This window comes from Pseudomonas sp. Q1 (assembly GCF_009935975.1).
GTDB classification, from domain to species: domain Bacteria; phylum Pseudomonadota; class Gammaproteobacteria; order Pseudomonadales; family Pseudomonadaceae; genus Aquipseudomonas; species Aquipseudomonas palleroniana.
In genome coordinates this window covers 270,170-285,008 of the sequence record NZ_QODI01000008.1, presented here as the reverse complement: position 1 = coordinate 285,008, position 14,839 = coordinate 270,170, and the positions used below count along the sequence as shown (strand labels likewise).

At 59.3% G+C, this 14,839-nt stretch carries 17 protein-coding genes; 15 read left to right on the top strand and 2 right to left on the bottom strand.

Going from position 1 to position 14,839, the window contains the following annotated elements; all coding sequences use genetic code 11:
* Nucleotides 1–5: 5 nt before the first annotated feature.
* The gene (traD, locus tag DK870_RS15150) at nt 6–2,111 is read left to right on the top strand and encodes a type IV conjugative transfer system coupling protein TraD (RefSeq protein WP_161549011.1); all 2,106 of its coding nucleotides are present in this window, start codon (nt 6–8) and stop codon (nt 2,109–2,111) included.
* Nucleotides 2,112–2,201: 90 nt separating this feature from the next.
* Nucleotides 2,202–2,933 (top strand): TIGR03747 family integrating conjugative element membrane protein, encoded by a 732-nt coding sequence (locus tag DK870_RS15145; protein ID WP_161549010.1) that lies wholly within the window; start codon nt 2,202–2,204, stop codon nt 2,931–2,933.
* Nucleotides 2,934–3,219: 286 nt separating this feature from the next.
* Here DK870_RS15145 and DK870_RS15140 read toward each other — a convergent pair whose 3' ends face one another.
* Nucleotides 3,220–3,591 (bottom strand): histone-like nucleoid-structuring protein, MvaT/MvaU family, encoded by a 372-nt coding sequence (locus DK870_RS15140; protein WP_161549009.1) that lies wholly within the window; start codon nt 3,589–3,591, stop codon nt 3,220–3,222.
* A gap of 307 nt (nt 3,592–3,898) precedes the next feature.
* On the opposite strand from DK870_RS15140, the gene DK870_RS15135 reads away from it, so the two are divergent.
* From DK870_RS15135 to DK870_RS15095, 9 genes are read left to right on the top strand one after another with little or no spacing between them, the layout of a single operon-like run.
* On the top strand, nt 3,899–4,234 hold the full coding sequence (locus DK870_RS15135; RefSeq protein WP_161549008.1) for an RAQPRD family integrative conjugative element protein: 336 nt from the start codon (nt 3,899–3,901) through the stop codon (nt 4,232–4,234).
* Entirely contained in the window at nt 4,231–4,470 is a 240-nt protein-coding gene (locus tag DK870_RS15130; RefSeq protein ID WP_161549007.1) for a TIGR03758 family integrating conjugative element protein, read from the top strand. The genes DK870_RS15135 and DK870_RS15130 overlap by 4 nt, the downstream gene beginning before the upstream one ends.
* A gap of 17 nt (nt 4,471–4,487) precedes the next feature.
* Nucleotides 4,488–4,859: a TIGR03745 family integrating conjugative element membrane protein gene (locus tag DK870_RS15125; RefSeq protein ID WP_060738069.1), complete on the top strand. Its 372-nt coding sequence runs from the start codon at nt 4,488–4,490 to the stop codon at nt 4,857–4,859.
* Nucleotides 4,860–4,866: 7 nt separating this feature from the next.
* A complete protein-coding gene (locus DK870_RS15120; protein WP_161549006.1) occupies nt 4,867–5,280 on the top strand; it encodes a TIGR03750 family conjugal transfer protein in 414 nt (137 codons plus the stop codon).
* The gene (locus tag DK870_RS15115) at nt 5,277–5,918 is read left to right on the top strand and encodes a PFL_4703 family integrating conjugative element protein (RefSeq protein ID WP_161549005.1); all 642 of its coding nucleotides are present in this window, start codon (nt 5,277–5,279) and stop codon (nt 5,916–5,918) included. The genes DK870_RS15120 and DK870_RS15115 overlap by 4 nt, the downstream gene beginning before the upstream one ends.
* Nucleotides 5,915–6,727 (top strand): TIGR03749 family integrating conjugative element protein, encoded by an 813-nt coding sequence (locus tag DK870_RS15110; RefSeq protein ID WP_161549004.1) that lies wholly within the window; start codon nt 5,915–5,917, stop codon nt 6,725–6,727. The genes DK870_RS15115 and DK870_RS15110 overlap by 4 nt, the downstream gene beginning before the upstream one ends.
* Complete coding sequence (locus DK870_RS15105; RefSeq protein ID WP_161549003.1) at nt 6,717–8,234, top strand: TIGR03752 family integrating conjugative element protein; 1,518 nt, start codon at nt 6,717–6,719, stop codon at nt 8,232–8,234. The genes DK870_RS15110 and DK870_RS15105 overlap by 11 nt, the downstream gene beginning before the upstream one ends.
* Nucleotides 8,197–8,613, top strand: coding sequence for a TIGR03751 family conjugal transfer lipoprotein (locus DK870_RS15100; protein ID WP_161549002.1), 417 nt, complete (start codon nt 8,197–8,199; stop codon nt 8,611–8,613). Before DK870_RS15105 ends, DK870_RS15100 begins: the two co-directional genes overlap by 38 nt.
* On the top strand, nt 8,613–11,366 hold the full coding sequence (locus DK870_RS15095; RefSeq protein ID WP_161549001.1) for a conjugative transfer ATPase: 2,754 nt from the start codon (nt 8,613–8,615) through the stop codon (nt 11,364–11,366). The genes DK870_RS15100 and DK870_RS15095 overlap by 1 nt, the downstream gene beginning before the upstream one ends.
* Nucleotides 11,367–11,403: 37 nt before the next feature.
* Here the strand turns inward: DK870_RS15095 and DK870_RS15090 are convergent, their stop codons facing one another.
* Nucleotides 11,404–11,661: a LasR-specific antiactivator QslA gene (locus DK870_RS15090; RefSeq protein ID WP_069551349.1), complete on the bottom strand. Its 258-nt coding sequence runs from the start codon at nt 11,659–11,661 to the stop codon at nt 11,404–11,406.
* A gap of 169 nt (nt 11,662–11,830) precedes the next feature.
* On the opposite strand from DK870_RS15090, the gene DK870_RS15085 reads away from it, so the two are divergent.
* From DK870_RS15085 to DK870_RS15070, 4 genes are all read left to right on the top strand, one after another.
* Nucleotides 11,831–12,085, top strand: a complete 255-nt coding sequence (locus DK870_RS15085; protein WP_069551348.1) for a helix-turn-helix domain-containing protein — start codon at nt 11,831–11,833, stop codon at nt 12,083–12,085.
* A 105-nt stretch (nt 12,086–12,190) separates the two neighbouring features.
* Entirely contained in the window at nt 12,191–13,147 is a 957-nt protein-coding gene (locus DK870_RS15080) for a TIGR03756 family integrating conjugative element protein (protein ID WP_161549000.1), read from the top strand.
* A complete protein-coding gene (locus DK870_RS15075; protein ID WP_161548999.1) occupies nt 13,144–14,526 on the top strand; it encodes an integrating conjugative element protein in 1,383 nt (460 codons plus the stop codon). The genes DK870_RS15080 and DK870_RS15075 overlap by 4 nt, the downstream gene beginning before the upstream one ends.
* A gap of 3 nt (nt 14,527–14,529) precedes the next feature.
* Nucleotides 14,530–14,838, top strand: a complete 309-nt coding sequence (locus DK870_RS15070; protein WP_161548998.1) for a hypothetical protein — start codon at nt 14,530–14,532, stop codon at nt 14,836–14,838.
* Nucleotide 14,839: the final 1 nt, after the last annotated feature.

Genomic DNA, 14,839 nt, shown 5'->3' with positions numbered 1-14,839 from the left:
AGGTCATGGCCGAGCATGCGATGGAGTCCAAGCTCCGGCCAGCGGTGGAGCTGTACACCGTAGCGATCTGCATCGCTGCCGCGGTGTTGTGCGTGTACTCGCCCTGGACTGTGGCCCTGTCACCCGAGATCGGTCGGGTTGCGGCGTTGGCCTATGCCCTGTTCGGCCTGATCCGGCTGCGCCAAGCCTGGGAGGTGTTGCGCTATCGACGCAATATCCGCCGACTGCCCCGCTACGAACTGACCAGTCGGCAGATTCCGGTTAGCCACAAGCGTCTGTTCATGGGTCGCGGCTTTCGCTGGACCCGTCTACACACCCAGCGCTTGGTCGAGGCCCAGGATCCGGCGGTCGCCCACTATGTCGACCAACCGATCCGTTACCGCCTGGCCCGTGGACTCGGACGTCGCCTGGAACATGCACCGTTTCCGCTCTCGACACTGGCGCGTGTCACGGCCTGGGACAGCGCCTTCAATCCGTGGCGCCCTTTGCCCCCGGTCGGTGGCTCACCGCTGTTGCATGGGGTCGAGCCCGACGAAACGGAAGTCAGCCTGCCGCTGGGCGAACGGGTCGGACACACACTGGTGCTGGGCACGACCCGTGTCGGCAAAACGCGACTCGCCGAGGTGTACATCACCCAAGACATTCACCGCGTCGAACATGAGGTGGTCATCGTCTTTGATCCGAAGGGTGATGCCGACCTGCTCAAGCGGATGTATGTCGAAGCCAAACGCGCCGGTCGAGAAAAGGAGTTTTATGTTTTCCATCTAGGCTGGCCAGAGATCTCCGCCCGCTACAACGCCGTGGGACGTTTCGGGCGTATCTCGGAAGTGGCGTCACGCATCGCCGGGCAGCTCAGTGGTGAAGGTAACTCGGCGGCCTTTCGTGAGTTCGCCTGGCGTTTCGTCAACATCATCGCCCGCGCGCTGATCGAGCTGGGCCGACGTCCGGACTACCTGCAAATCCAACGGCATGTGGTCAACATCGACGCCCTGTTCATCGAATACGCCCAGCAGTTTTTCGCCAAAACTGACCCGAAGGCGTGGGAAGTGATCGTCCAGCTTGAAGGCAAACTCACCGAAAAAAACATTCCCCGACATATGATCGGGCGCGAAAAGCGTGTGGTGGCCATCGAGCAGTACCTGGCGGTGAAACGGGTATTCGATCCTGTGTTGGATGGACTGCGTTCGGCGGTTCGCTATGACCGTACTTACTTCGACAAAATCGTGGCCTCGCTACTGCCGCTGCTGGAGAAACTCACCACAGGCAAGACAGCCCAACTGCTGGCCCCCGACTACACCGATCTGGACGACCCACGGCCGATCTTCGACTGGATGCAGATCATCCGAAAACGCGGGATCGTCTACGTCGGCCTGGATGCGCTGACCGACGCCGAGGTGGCCGCCGCTGTGGGCAACTCCATGTTTGCCGATTTGGTCTCGGTCGCTGGCCACATCTACAAACATGGCATTGACCATGGTCTGCCCCAATCGGGTAACAATAGTGACAAGTTGCCGATCAACCTGCACGCCGATGAGTTCAATGAGTTGATGGGCGATGAGTTCATCCCGCTGATCAACAAGGGCGGTGGCGCCGGCATCCAGGTGACGGCCTACACCCAAACCCTGAGCGATATCGAAGCGCGAATCGGCAACCGAGCCAAGGCCGGCCAGGTCATTGGTAACTTCAACACCCTGCAGATACTGCGGGTGCGCGAAACCGCCACTGCGGAACTGCTCACCCAACAGTTGCCCAAGGTTAACGTGCTGACCAAGACCCTGGTGTCGGGTGCCACCGACACCTCCGATCCTGAGGCCAACACGGACTTCACGTCCTCCTCGCAAGACCGCGTCAGTAGCACCAGCGTGCCCTTGATCGAGCCGGCTCATATCGTCAGTTTACCCAAGGGGCAAATGTTCTCCTTCCAGGCCGGTGGGCAGCTCTGGAAAGTCCGCATGCCGTTGCCAAAACCCTCCAACGACGATGCCATGCCCAAGGACCTGCAGGAGCTCACCCAGCGAATGCGGGCGACCTATAACGCGCAGGCGGGGCAATGGTGGAGCGCAAGCGGTGGCGGCCCAACTACCAACTTCGATCTGGATCAGGTCGGGTAGCCCGCCCCTGCTGCAGGTTTTTGACTCAGCAGAAAACTATCCAGAAGGATCGTGATGGCATCGACTCTGCAACGCACAATGGAGTGAACGATGGCGACTTCCACCCAGAACACGCCGCCACAACCAATCCAGCGCCCAGGATTAATCGTCTCGGTGATTGGCTTGGTTTTACGCATTATTGGTGTACTGATCGCCTCGTTGCTGTTCTCGATCCTGATCGAGTTTGCAGGCCTATTGCTCTTTTGGGGCGATCAGGGCTGGCGGCACAGCCAGGCCATGCTGACCAATGAACTGGGCTGGCTTAGCCAACACTTCAAATCTTCACTCATCCTCCAGCAGCCTGGGCAAACGATCATCCAGTTACTGGATTTTCTCAATCAGTGGTTGTTGGTCAAGACCGGCTTTGCAGATTTTGCCCAGCAGGCGCGGGGGCCTAACCATGGCAATGGCTTCTGGGAGTGGATTAACCAGTTCTACGTAACCATTGAGGATTTCATGCTGACGGCTGTGTATGTCACCTTTACCTTCGTGGTGCGCCTTACCATTCTGGTCCTGGCCATCCCCCTGTTTCTGCTGGCCATGTTCACTGGTTTTGTCGATGGACTGATGCGCCGGGACCTACGTAAATTTGGCGCAGGGCGAGAAAGTAGCTTTGTCTACCATCGAGCTAAACGAGCCGTGATACCACTGCTGATCGTGCCCTGGGTTATCTACTTGTCCCTACCCTTTTCGCTCAATCCCATGGCTGTGTTTTTCCCTTGTGCTGTGATGCTCGGCATCATTACGGCAATCACGGCAACGACATTCAAGAAGTATCTCTGATTCGGAAAAACCAGTTTTTCTTTACATATCCCGATGCCAGGATAGTTATCCAGCGACCGAAAACTGACACACCATACGAATGCAAATAAAGCGGCTAGAGGTCGTCCTCGACTCCCACTATGGATTAGAGCATCAGATGAAATATAGGCTTCCAAGATTTGGGGGAATATCAAGGATCTAACCAGCAATTAAACTGGTGCAGGACTGGGTCAAGACTTGCACTCTGGATTTATCATTTTCACCGATAAAAAAGGGCCCTTACAGGCCCCTGGTCATCAAACCGATCTTACTGAGTACGCCACGAGTCAACAACGTCTGCGCCAAACTCGACTTTCCATTCTTTCAGTTGTCGATGATTTCCTCCCTTGGTTTCGATCACCTCACCCGAGTTTGGATTCTTGTAAATCTTCACTTCGCGAGCCTTACGGACTGCCTTTACGGGGGCAGCTATTGGTGTCGAGGTGCGACGGCCAGCCTCTGGATCCAGGATGCTAATGATGTTCTTCAAGCTGAAGCCGTACTCGCCAAGCAACGCACGTAGTTTGCTCTCAAATTCCATTTCTTTTTTCAGACCGGAGTCACTTTTCATCGACTCGAGCTCTGCGAGCTGTTCGGCCAGTTGTTGTTCAAGCTTGCGAAATTCAGCCAAACGAGACATGTGAAACATCCTTCAGGTTAGGGAAATGAGAAGTGAACGCCCCCATGCTAAGCGATGATTGACTCTTCGTCACCCATACGCGCTTCAAGCAGAAGAGAATCCACTCATTGCCTTATGAGCAACACATAACTAATGGGGAAGGATTGCTAGACTGGGCTCTCTTTTTCGCCCGATCGATTGCTAGTGTATGTGTGGGTAAACTTCTTCCGCTCGCCTCCAAAAAAGCGATACATCCCATCTCGCGTTTTATACTGAGTAATTCAACCCCTAACTTGATGCTAGCTCCATATCCACATGGACCAGCATCATGTCGACTACCGTCTTTCGTTGCTTTTTACTCCTTTCACTGGCCATCGCTCATGGCAGCGGCTATGCCGCATCAGCTCATGAGCAGGAACAGCTCAGCCTGATCCAGCAGCAGCTCGACATTATCGAACGCCTTGCAACGCAAGCTGAGGCAGCCAGCACGGCTGAACCAGTCGAGCGCTATCGCTTCGACTATCTCCGTCTTTCCCAAGACATCCAGCGCATCCGCCACGGTGTGCAGGGCTACCTTTCCCCTTCCCGCGCTCAACCCCGCGATCCCAGTGAACTGGTCGGCGACTACCGCCTCGACACTCCGTCCGCGGAGCCCTCGCCATGAGCATGACTGAGGCTCAGACCGCTGCCTTCCAAAACGCCTCCGGTTTCTCACCGCAGAGCAGTTCGACGCTCTGGCTTTCCCTGGTTCTCGTGCTGGCTTTGCTGTGGTGTGCCTGGGTGATGTGGACGGCTTACAGGGGTTGGGCGGCTGGCAGCGTGCGCTTCGGTGCGTTGGGCGGGAGCGCCGCCCGCGTCCTGCTCGTGTTGTTGGTTCTGATGTTCTTCACCCTGTCCTAACCCAGGAGATCGCCGTCATGCTCAAGTGCCTTGCCCCTCTGAAAAACAACCTGCGTGATCGTGCGAGCCAACGCTTGATCGGTCTGCTGCTGGTGCTCGGTCCAAGTTTGGCTTTTGCCGAACTCCCCACCATGGAAGCTCCTTCACGTGGTGAAGGTTCCGGGTTGATCGAAACGATCAAAAACTACGCCTACGACGGCGGTATTCTGCTCGGTCTGCTGATCGCCCTACTCGCTTTCTTGGGGGTGGCCTGGCACTCGCTGACCGTCTATGCCGACGTACAGAACCAGCGTAAGACCTGGAAGGATCTCGGCGCTGTGGTCGGTATCGGCGCCCTGCTGGTGGTGATCATCATCTGGTTCCTGACCAAGGCTGCCGCGATTTTGTGAGGTCGGCATGAACGATACTATCGAGCGTCTTGCCGACGACACCTTGGTTTTTCTGCCCGAGCGACTTAATCGCGATCCTGCCGTATTGGGTGGTTTGACCAATGATGAGATGTGGGTGGCGCTCGGTGTCGGCGCACTCGTCGGCCTGCTGCTGGGTGTTCCTCTGGCGATCGCCACCGCCTCCATTGCCGTGGCGCCGACCAGCATGATCGCAAGCATGGCCGTGGTGTTATTTGCCGGTGGCACGCTACTGCGCCGGGCCAAACGGGCTCGCCCCGAGACCTGGTTGTACCGCAAACTCGAATGGGTACTCACCAGCCGTTGGCGCCTGGGTCACGGAAATTTGATCCTGCACTCCGGCGCCTGGACGGTTCGCCGCTCACGTCGACTGCGCCCTGCCCTGTCCCGGTGGCAACCATGAGTCGTTTTCGGAACAAGGTGGATGCCCAGCAGGCCCACATCTTCAGCCTGCGTCTGGCGGTAATGATCCTCGCCCTCGTCTGTGCCGGACTTTGGTATGGCTGGCGCTCGGCACCGACCGATCTGACCGTGCATGTACCCCCGGATCTGCGCTCGGGCAGCACGCGCAAGTGGTGGGATATCCCCTCAGAGAATGTCTATGCCTTTGCCCTGTACATCTTCGGCCAACTCAACCGCTGGCCCTCGGATGGCGAGCAGGATTATCGCCGCGCCATCTATGGCTTGCAGTCCTACCTGACCCCCGCCTGTAAGGCCTTCCTCGACGGCGATTATGAGTATCGCAAGGCCGCCGGTGAGCTGCGCCAGCGGGTGCGTGGGGTCTACGAAATTCTCGGCCGAGGTTACAGCGAGGATCCGGAACTCAGGGTCAAACAACTCGACCGCGACAGCTGGCTGGTCAAGCTCGACCTCAATGCCGATGAGTATTACGCCGCCGAACCGGTGAAACGGGTGGTGGTGCGTTATCCATTACGCGTGGTGCGTCTTGATCTGGACCCCGAACGCAATAAGTGGGGGCTGGCGCTGGATTGTTATCAGGGCACGCCGCAAAAAATCTCCCTGCCTGGAGGTGAGCCATGAAGCGGATGTCTACCCTGGGACTCACCGTCGCACTAACGCTATGGGGAGCTGCAGCGCAGGCCGTCGAGCTGATGCATTGGGAACGCCTACCCCTCGCGGTCCCGCTGGTGATCAATCAGGAGCGAGTGGTCTTTGTCGATGAGGCTGTTCGCGTCGGCGTGCCCTCAACCTTGACGGGCAAGCTGCGCGTGCAATCAACCGGTGGCACGCTGTACCTGCGCGCGTCGGAAGCCATTGCCCCGAGCCGCCTGCAACTGCAATCAGTCACGACAGGCGAGATCATCCTGCTGGATATCGCGGCCACGCCTGGCGATCAACCGCTGGAGCCCGTGCGTATTCTCAAGAATGCTCAGGGGCAAGCTACCGAGGCTGAATCTAGCGCCGTCCCTGTTCCAGAACGCACACCGATCCCGGTCGCTTTGACGCGCTACGCCGCGCAAAGCCTGTACGCGCCGCTGCGCACCGTGGAGTCCCTGCCCGGTGTACGCCGCGTCCCGCTCAAGCTGCGCACCGAACTGCCAACCCTGCTGCCGACCGAAAACGTGTCCAGCACACCCTTCGCCGTCTGGCGACTCGGTGATTACTGGGTGACGGCGGTGAAATTGCGCAATCGTGGTTCAAAGACGGTGCAACTCGATCCACGTCGACTTCAGGCCAAACTGTTCGCCGCGGCCTTCCAGCATGCTTTCCTCGGGCTTGTCGGCAGCGCTGAAGACACCACGATCGCCTACCTTGTCACCCGCGGTGCCGGCCTCGAGCACGCCGTGCTGCTCCCGCCCGTTGCGCGAGGTGCTGACGATGAAAGCTAACGCCTTGCTCAAATGGCTGGTACCGGCTGCGCTGCTGGGCGTGGTGCTGATCATCCTGAAAACCTGGGTCCCGGGTGGCAGCACACCTTCTCCAGAGCACCCAGTTGATCAGGGCAATATTCAATTATCCGCCGAGCAAGCCAAGTCGCTCGGCATTGCGGGCGATACCCCACGCGACACGGTCGCCACCCTGGTCGGCCAGGTGAAGGCCATGCGCAGCGACATGCTCGGTTTGAAGAAACACAATGACTCACTGCAGACGGAAAACAACCGCCTACGCGAGCGGGAAAACAGTGTCGATTCGCGTATCCAGAGCGCGCTTGGCAGTGTGACCCAGCAGGTCGACGAAGGCCGCCGCCAAGCCAACGAGGCCCGACTCAAAGCGGAACAAGACAGTCGTCAGGCTCGCGGCCTGCTGACGCAATTGCAGGAACAGTTGTCGGGGCTGGCTGGCAAAAGCAAGGACATGCCGATCGGATTGGGGCTTGAGCCCGGCGACGGCGCTCAGTTCGAAGGGCGACACTCTACCAATGATGCGCTGCAGTGGATTGAACCCTCGGATGCTCCGTCCACCGACGCCAGAGGCAAAACCACGACTTCCTCCGCACTGAGCCTGCCTACCGCTTTCAACTCTCTGGAAGGCTTGAAAGACAACGCGATTGATCGCAGCCAGAAACAGCTACGTGCAGTTACCAAGGGTGAGCGCGACCTGACGCGATCCGTTGATCGTACCGAAGGCGCGAAGCCGGTCTACACGATCCCCGAAAACGCCACGCTGATGGGCTCGGTCGCCATGACCGCGCTGATCGGCCGAGTCCCGGTGGACGGCACCGTGAATGACCCCTATCCCTTCAAGGTGCTGGTCGGTCCGGAGAACCTGACCGCCAACGGCATCGACCTGCCGGACGTCGCGGGGGCCGTGATGAGCGGCACGGCGTCCGGTGACTGGACCCTGTCCTGCGTACGCGGACAGGTCGAGTCAATTACCTTTGTGTTTACCGATGGCACCATCCGCACGGTGCCTCAGCCGAAGGCGATAGCCAGCCGCACTGCGTCCACCACCCAGAGCTCGAACACCGACAAGATCCGTGGCGGGCTCGGTTACCTGTCCGATCCGTATGGCATTCCTTGCATCGCTGGCGAGCGCCGCTCGAACGCCCAGCAATACCTCGGCAGCCAGAGCCTGATCACTGCCGCCGGTGCCGGTGTCGCAGCGCTGCTCGGGGATGAGCGGAACAACAGCAGTGTGATCAGTTCGGGCGGCAGTACGCTCGGAGTCACCAGCAGCAGTGGCAATAGCGCACTGAATTCAATTCTCAGTGGTGGGGTCAGCGACATCCGCGAGTGGGTGAACAAACTGTATGGCGAAGCCTTTGCTGCCGTGTACGTACCACCTGCAGCACAGGTCGCACTGCACCTCGACCATGAGATCACCATCGACTACGAGCCCAAGGGCCGGAGCGTTCGCCATGAAAAAGACCATGCTTCTCTGCCTGACCTGGATTAGCTTGCTCTGCTGGGTCCTGACGGGGTGTTCCACCGACAAAGACACGCTGCTGCCCCATGGCGAGCAAACCATGATGGATATCTGGAACGGCGCCGGTTCGCAAGGCACTCAGCAGCAACTGCTGGATGCTCGACAACAGTTACGCCGCCCGCTGGCTCAGGCAGATGTCTCCGCGGCTCTCCAGGAACCGTACACGCGCACAGAGGCGAACGAGATCCGCAACCTGTTCCCGCGCCTGCCCAATCCCGATCTGGTGCTGTACGTGTATCCGCATTTGAGTGGTACCGAGCAGGCACCGGTTCCGGGTTACTCGACCGTCTTTCCGTTCTACCAACAGGTGCAGTACGCATTACCCGGTGAACGTCAGGAAGACTTGTAGTGCGTACCAGCGATGCGGGCAACCGCACTTCTGCATGGAAAGCCTGGCGCCACCCATTGCGCCCTCGCGCCACCTCGGCCGATGAAGCTGCACTCTATGCGCATAACCCCAGCTTCACCGATCACCTGCCATGGGTCGAATACCTCGACACCGAGCAGTGTTTTCTACTGGATGACAACCGCTCGGTGGGTGCCGTGTTCGAGTTGCTGCCCATTGGCACTGAAGGGCGCGAACCCGATTGGTTGATGGCCGCCCGCGACGCCCTCGAGGATGCCCTGCAGGATAGCTTTGACGAGCTGGACCAAGCGCCGTGGGTGGCGCAGTTTTTCTGTCAGGACGACAACGACTTCACCCCCTACCTGACCCGGCTCACCGATTATATCCAGGACAACGCGCGAGCCACGGTCTTCACCGAGGCGTATTTAGAGCTCAGCCGCCGTCATCTGAAGGCCATCGCCAAGCCCGGTGGTCTGTTTGAGGATAAGGTGGTGACGCGCCTGCCCTGGCGCGGCAATAACCGTCGGGTGCGACTGGTGGTCTATCGCTGGCTCGGGTCTGGCGATGAGGAGACGGGACTCAGCCCGGTGCAATCCCTGCATCAGGCTTGCGAACGTATTGCTGCTTCGTTGCAGGCATGCGGGGTGCAAACAACGCGAGTCGATGGCCGAGGTCTGTATGCCTGGTTAGTGCCCTGGTTCAATCCGGCACCCAGGCTCACCGATGAAGCGCCCGAGGAGTTCTACCGCCGCGTGACCTATCCGGAGTCGGGCGACGGCGAGTCGCTGGAACTGCCCTTCGATCATGACTTCGCCGAGCGGCTGTTCTTCAACGAACCGCGCTCGGATGTCCAGCACGGGCTCTGGTTTTTCGATGATCAACCCCATCGGGTCATGGTGGTGGACAAGCTGCGGCGAGCGCCCTTGATTGGTCAACTCACCGGAGAAACCCGCAAAGGTGACGCGGTGAATGCGCTGTTCGACCAGTTACCCGAAGGTACAGTAATGAGCCTAACCTTGGTGGTCAAACCGCAGGATGTACTTGAGGAACAGTTGAACCGCCTGGCGCGCAAAGCCATCGGTGAAAACCTGGCCTCGACCCAGACCCGCCAAGATGTTGAAGAGGCTCGTGCAATCATCGGTCGCCAGCACAAGCTGTACCGCGGCACCCTGGCGTTCTACCTGCGCGGTAACGATGAACAGCAATTGCACCGGCGCTCGGTCAGCCTGGCTAACGCACTACTGGGTGCGGGCCTACAACCGGTACGCGAAGGCGATGAAGTCGCCGCCTGCAACAGTTACCTGCGTTGGTTACCGATGGCTTACAACCCGGCCCGCGACACGCGCAACTGGTACACCCGCCTGATGTTTGCCCAGCACCTGGCGAATCTGATTCCGGTGTGGGGCCGCAGCACCGGCACCGGCCACCCAGGTATCACCCTGTTCAATCGTGGTGGTTCGCCGTTGAGTTTTGATCCGTTATCACGCCTGGACCGAGCCATGAATGGTCATCTGCTGTTGTTCGGCCCCACCGGCGCCGGCAAGTCGGCCACTCTGGTCACCCTACTGATGCAGGTCATGGCCGTGTACCGCCCTCGCCTGTTTATCGTCGAGGCCGGCAACTCATTCGGCTTGCAGGGCGACTACTTCGCGACACAGGGCCTGTCGGTCAACAAGGTCCAATTGAAACCTGGCGCCTCGGTCAGCCTCGCACCGTTCGCCGACGCTTGGCGCCTGGTCGAGCAGCCGGATCAGGTAGCGAGTCTGTCTATCGATGAGCTGGACGATGAGGTGGTAACCAGTCGCGAAGACCAGCGCGATGTTCTCGGCGAACTGGAAATCACCGCCCGCCTGATGATCACCGGCGGCGAGGCCAAGGAAGAGGCGCGCCTGAGTCGAGCCGATCGCAGCTTGATCCGCGAGTGCATTCTCGATGCGGCGCAAACGTGTGTCGCGGCGTGTCGCCAGGTACTGACCCGCAACGTGCGCGACGCCTTGCTGCGCGTCGCCGCTGACACACACTTGCCGGAGAAGCGTCGCGAGCGTGCCCAGGAAATGGGTGAGTCCATCGACCTGTTTTGCCAAGGTTTCGAGGGTGAACTGTTCGATCGCGAGGGCACGCCTTGGCCCGAGAGCGATGTGACCATTGTCGATCTCGCCACTTACGCTCGCGAAGGCTACGAGGCGCAGATGTCCATCAGCTACATCAGCCTGATGAACACCGTGAACAACCTAGCCGAACGCGACCAGTACCTGGGGAGGCCAATCATCATGGTCACCGACGAAGGCCATATCATCACCAAAAACCCGCTGCTGGCGCCATTCGTGGTCAAGGGCACGAAGATGTGGCGCAAGCTCGGCGCTTGGTTCTGGCTGGCGACGCAAAACCTTGCCGACTTTCCCACTGCCGCGCAGACCATGCTCAACATGATCGAATGGTGGATTTGTTTGAACATGCCGCCCGCGGAAATCGAAGAGATCGCACGGTTCAAGAAACTCACGCCGGCACAGAAAGCCTTGCTGCTCTCCGCCAGTAAGGAGCCGGGTAAATACACTGAGGGGGTCGTGCTATCGAAGAAGCTCGAAACGTTGTTTCGGGCCGTGCCGCCGAGTCTTTATCTCACCCTGGCCATGACGGAGCCCGAGGAAAAAGCCGAGCGCTGGACACTGATGCAAGAGAACGGCTGCTCAGAACTGGAAGCGGCGTATAGGGTAGCTGAACGGATCGATATAGCGCGAGGAATAGAACCCGCATAGGGGAATCTATTCCTCGCGTTCTAAAGCGAGTGACCGGTTATTGCGGTACGCCCCGGAGCCGCTGCTGAATCCTCAACAGGAATCCGGCTTCGAAGGCATCCTGGCAGTCACCGACAGGAAAGGTCTTGCGGGTTTGCGCCAGCTCCCACCACAGGGGAATCTCGCCGGGCGTATCAAGCCAAGCCTGAGCACATTGCACGCCACGCTCGATCATCGAGGCAAACTCATTGCCCCAAGGTGTCAGAAGACTTGGGCAACCATCCGCCGCAGGAATTGAAATGTAGTTTTCGTCCATACACACCCTAGATTTCTGATTTATTGTTAGACGTTGGGTCCAGCTTCGAAAAGCTTAACGAAGCCAAATGAACGCTCGATAACAGGCATGAGCATCAAATGGCCTAGATCAATGCCAATGTAGACTATATCCCGTGGATTGAGAGTCCCCCAAGGCGCAATTTGCGCGCATGACTCAAGACTACGAACAGCTTCGTCTTCAGCTGGCGGAAAACATCCGCTTGATGCGACGCGTGAAAAACCTTACCCAAGAGCAGCTCGCGCTCATGGCCGAGGTGGATCGCACGTACGTCAGTCAAATCGAACGATGCACGGGCAATCCGTCGCTGTTGGTCCTGTGCAAGCTCGCCAATATTCTCGAAATCACCACAGATCAGCTACTTGCAGAACCCGATACTCTGCGCAGCGCCCTTCACGTCAAATAATAGTCTCACGGCTCACAAATCCGATAGATCCGCCTTCATAATTTCCACTGACAGTCTTCAGTCCGTAATCGAACCTGCCCAGGCCATACACCGAGAGCCTGGATCATGCCTGTTGCCTGCTCGTCAATCTCGCCCACAAAGCTACGGCCCCTGGCGCTGAGCATCCTGCTGGCGTGCGGCCCAAGCGTGGCGCTGGACACCGCCAGCATCACGTCCTCCGTGCTTTCGCAAAACTGCCTCGACTACAGGGTCGTCGGCATTTGTTTCTGGCTCCTCTGCACGCCCTTCGGCTGCAAGGTCAAAACCTCGACCAAGGTTCGTCATTTCATTCCTGAACTGGTGGTCTCGAGCTACACCACCACCGGCAACAATCCCTGGGGCGCGATGGCCACCCTCTCTTTCCCCATCAGCGGTGCGGACGGTGGCGGCAACCTGATCACACCCAACACCCGCCGCGACAACTTACCCCGCTTCAAGAACGTTGATGGCATCGGCCACCCCGGTGGCTGGATCGCAACGGAACTGGCTTCGCAATCAGGCTACGCCTGCGCCAGCGGCGCTACTGCATTCATGCCTTACTACCTGAGTACCCTGGACTCACTGGCCTGGCGCCATGGCATCCCGGAAAGTTTCTACCCCGAGTCGCTCATGCCGGGGCTCCGTGAAATCGGTAGTCAGGCCTCGGGAAACATGTGGGGCAACGTTTATCCCCGGCAGGGCTTTCTGGTACAGCCCGACGATTTCAAGGCGGCCGCGGTCATGACGCAACGAGCCGGCGATGTCATCACCCGTAACGGACAGCCGCATGTGTATTTACCGCTCATGCCCGCCAAACGTGACGGCTACTGGCCGCCCGGCCCGATCGTTGAAAACGACGCTTCGACCCACAAATGGCAATTGCTCTACCCTCAGGTTCAACCCACGTGCGCCATCTTCCCAAGCGATCCGGTACAGAGTTCGGATGGGGGCTACGCCTGGTCGTTGTGGCGGCCCTATAGCTGTTGCAAACGTGAGGGGCAGACCTTCCTGTTCAGCATCGACTTCGAAGGAGGTGCTTCATGAGCCGGTTTCTCGCGCGCCCCTGGTTGGGCGTGATGAGTCTGTTGCTCTTCGGGCTACTCGCTATGGCCACTCATGCCCACGCCGCCGAGGGCGATTACCGCCTGGGCACTCAAGGCGAAGTGCTCGATGACCGAGTGATGTACACCATCGGTGGTGGCTCGGCAGTGGGCTCACCGAGCTCGCTCTACCGACCCAGTGGTCTCGGTGTCGGCGGGTCCTGGCGAGCGAACATGATGTGCGGAAACATGAGCCTCACTAATACCCTGCAAAACCAGCTGAACGGTGCCACCGAAGGTTTCCAGCAGATCATGGGCAGCATCGTGCAGAACGCGACCCAGGCGGTGATGTCGCTGCCAGCATTGATCATTCAGCGCGCCAACCTCGGACTCTATGAGTTGCTGAGTAACGGGGTGATGCAGGGGCGTATCGACTTCGATCGTTCCAAATTGACCTGCCAGGCCATGGCCGAGAAGATGGCGGACAAGGTCGGTCAAGCCGGCTGGGGCGCGCTGGCCAAGAACCAGGAAATGCAGGGCAATCTGGAGCAAACCGGCGGAGATGCTGTGGCCGCGGTGAAAAACACCGAGGCCCGTAACGGCAGCAATGGGGTGTCCTGGGTCGGCGGCCAGAAGGCTGGAGGTAGTGGGCAGTCCCCCATCCGGGTGACTTCCGACGTAGTGCGAGCAGGCTACAACCTGCTGCATAACCGGTCGGTGGATGAGAGCGCCTCGATCAGTAGCAGCGACTGCCTGGGCGGGGCTATTTGCCAGACTTGGACCTCGCCCCAAGAGGAATCCGAATGGGCCGTCCGCGTACTGGGCGAGAGCGAAGTCGCGACCTGCGACACCTGCGAAACCCTGCGTGCGACCGCCGGCAGCGGGCTGACGCCGCTGATCCAGGAGGCCTACAGCGAACGTCTCAAGGCCCTGCAAGGGCTGCTGTCCGGCTCACTGTCGCCCACCCCTGACAACCTGGCGAAAGCCTCAAGCCCAATACTGCCAGTGACCCGTGGCGTGATCGAAGCCTTGCGCGACGATCCCGACCAGGATCTGCTGGCGCGACGCCTGGCCAGCGAGACGGCCCTGTCCAGCGTACTCGATAAGGCGCTCCTGCTACTGCGCACCCTGCTGGCAGGCAGTCACGAACCGAACATCGCTTCAGCCGAGCCGGCCCAGACCGCCTTGACGAAAAATATCGACGCCCTGGAGCGCGAAATACGTCTGCTACAAACCGAGCTGCAGGTCCGGCAGATGCTCGCCACCAATACCGCCAGCCTGGTACTCGATCGACATGCGGGTGGTGCCGGTGCTTCGCGTACCGTCGAGCAAGGTGACCCCGAGCCCGGTCGACTCAAAGATGCTGACGCCAGGCGCAAGTGAGCCATGAAACGCTCACCGCTATTCACTTTGCTTTCGAGTCTGGGGATTGCCGCAGTGATGATCCTGGCCGCCGCACTGGTCGGGTGGATCGGCCGCACTGCGCTGGGCAGCTTCGAGGCCTGGCAGCAGGCATTCGAATCCGTAGGGCCCTATCTGCGGTGGTGGCGAGCCCTACTCTACGGCGCCCTCTTTGCGCTCTGGTGGGATCTGCTTCGGCGCTACCGACATCGACCACAGGATCGACTGCGTGTGCAGCACATCGGGACATTAGGGCTCGTGCTTTTGACTGTCGTCGAGTTCACCCGACTGTGAG

Bases quoted from the DNA above. Each gene is read 5' to 3' on its own strand.
- DK870_RS15070 (WP_161548998.1), top strand. From the start codon at position 14,530: ATGAAACGCTCACCGCTATTCACTTTGCTTTCGAGTCTGGGGATTGCC.
- DK870_RS15135 (WP_161549008.1), top strand. From the start codon at position 3,899: ATGTCGACTACCGTCTTTCGTTGCTTTTTACTCCTTTCACTGGCCATC.
- DK870_RS15080 (WP_161549000.1), top strand. From the start codon at position 12,191: ATGCCTGTTGCCTGCTCGTCAATCTCGCCCACAAAGCTACGGCCCCTG.
- DK870_RS15085 (WP_069551348.1), top strand. From the start codon at position 11,831: ATGACTCAAGACTACGAACAGCTTCGTCTTCAGCTGGCGGAAAACATC.
- DK870_RS15125 (WP_060738069.1), top strand. From the start codon at position 4,488: ATGCTCAAGTGCCTTGCCCCTCTGAAAAACAACCTGCGTGATCGTGCG.
- DK870_RS15140 (WP_161549009.1), bottom strand. From the start codon at position 3,591: ATGTCTCGTTTGGCTGAATTTCGCAAGCTTGAACAACAACTGGCCGAA.
- DK870_RS15110 (WP_161549004.1), top strand. From the start codon at position 5,915: ATGAAGCGGATGTCTACCCTGGGACTCACCGTCGCACTAACGCTATGG.
- DK870_RS15130 (WP_161549007.1), top strand. From the start codon at position 4,231: ATGAGCATGACTGAGGCTCAGACCGCTGCCTTCCAAAACGCCTCCGGT.
- DK870_RS15145 (WP_161549010.1), top strand. From the start codon at position 2,202: ATGGCGACTTCCACCCAGAACACGCCGCCACAACCAATCCAGCGCCCA.
- DK870_RS15075 (WP_161548999.1), top strand. From the start codon at position 13,144: ATGAGCCGGTTTCTCGCGCGCCCCTGGTTGGGCGTGATGAGTCTGTTG.
- traD (WP_161549011.1), top strand. From the start codon at position 6: ATGGCCGAGCATGCGATGGAGTCCAAGCTCCGGCCAGCGGTGGAGCTG.
- DK870_RS15090 (WP_069551349.1), bottom strand. From the start codon at position 11,661: ATGGACGAAAACTACATTTCAATTCCTGCGGCGGATGGTTGCCCAAGT.
- DK870_RS15100 (WP_161549002.1), top strand. From the start codon at position 8,197: ATGAAAAAGACCATGCTTCTCTGCCTGACCTGGATTAGCTTGCTCTGC.
- DK870_RS15105 (WP_161549003.1), top strand. From the start codon at position 6,717: ATGAAAGCTAACGCCTTGCTCAAATGGCTGGTACCGGCTGCGCTGCTG.
- DK870_RS15120 (WP_161549006.1), top strand. From the start codon at position 4,867: ATGAACGATACTATCGAGCGTCTTGCCGACGACACCTTGGTTTTTCTG.
- DK870_RS15115 (WP_161549005.1), top strand. From the start codon at position 5,277: ATGAGTCGTTTTCGGAACAAGGTGGATGCCCAGCAGGCCCACATCTTC.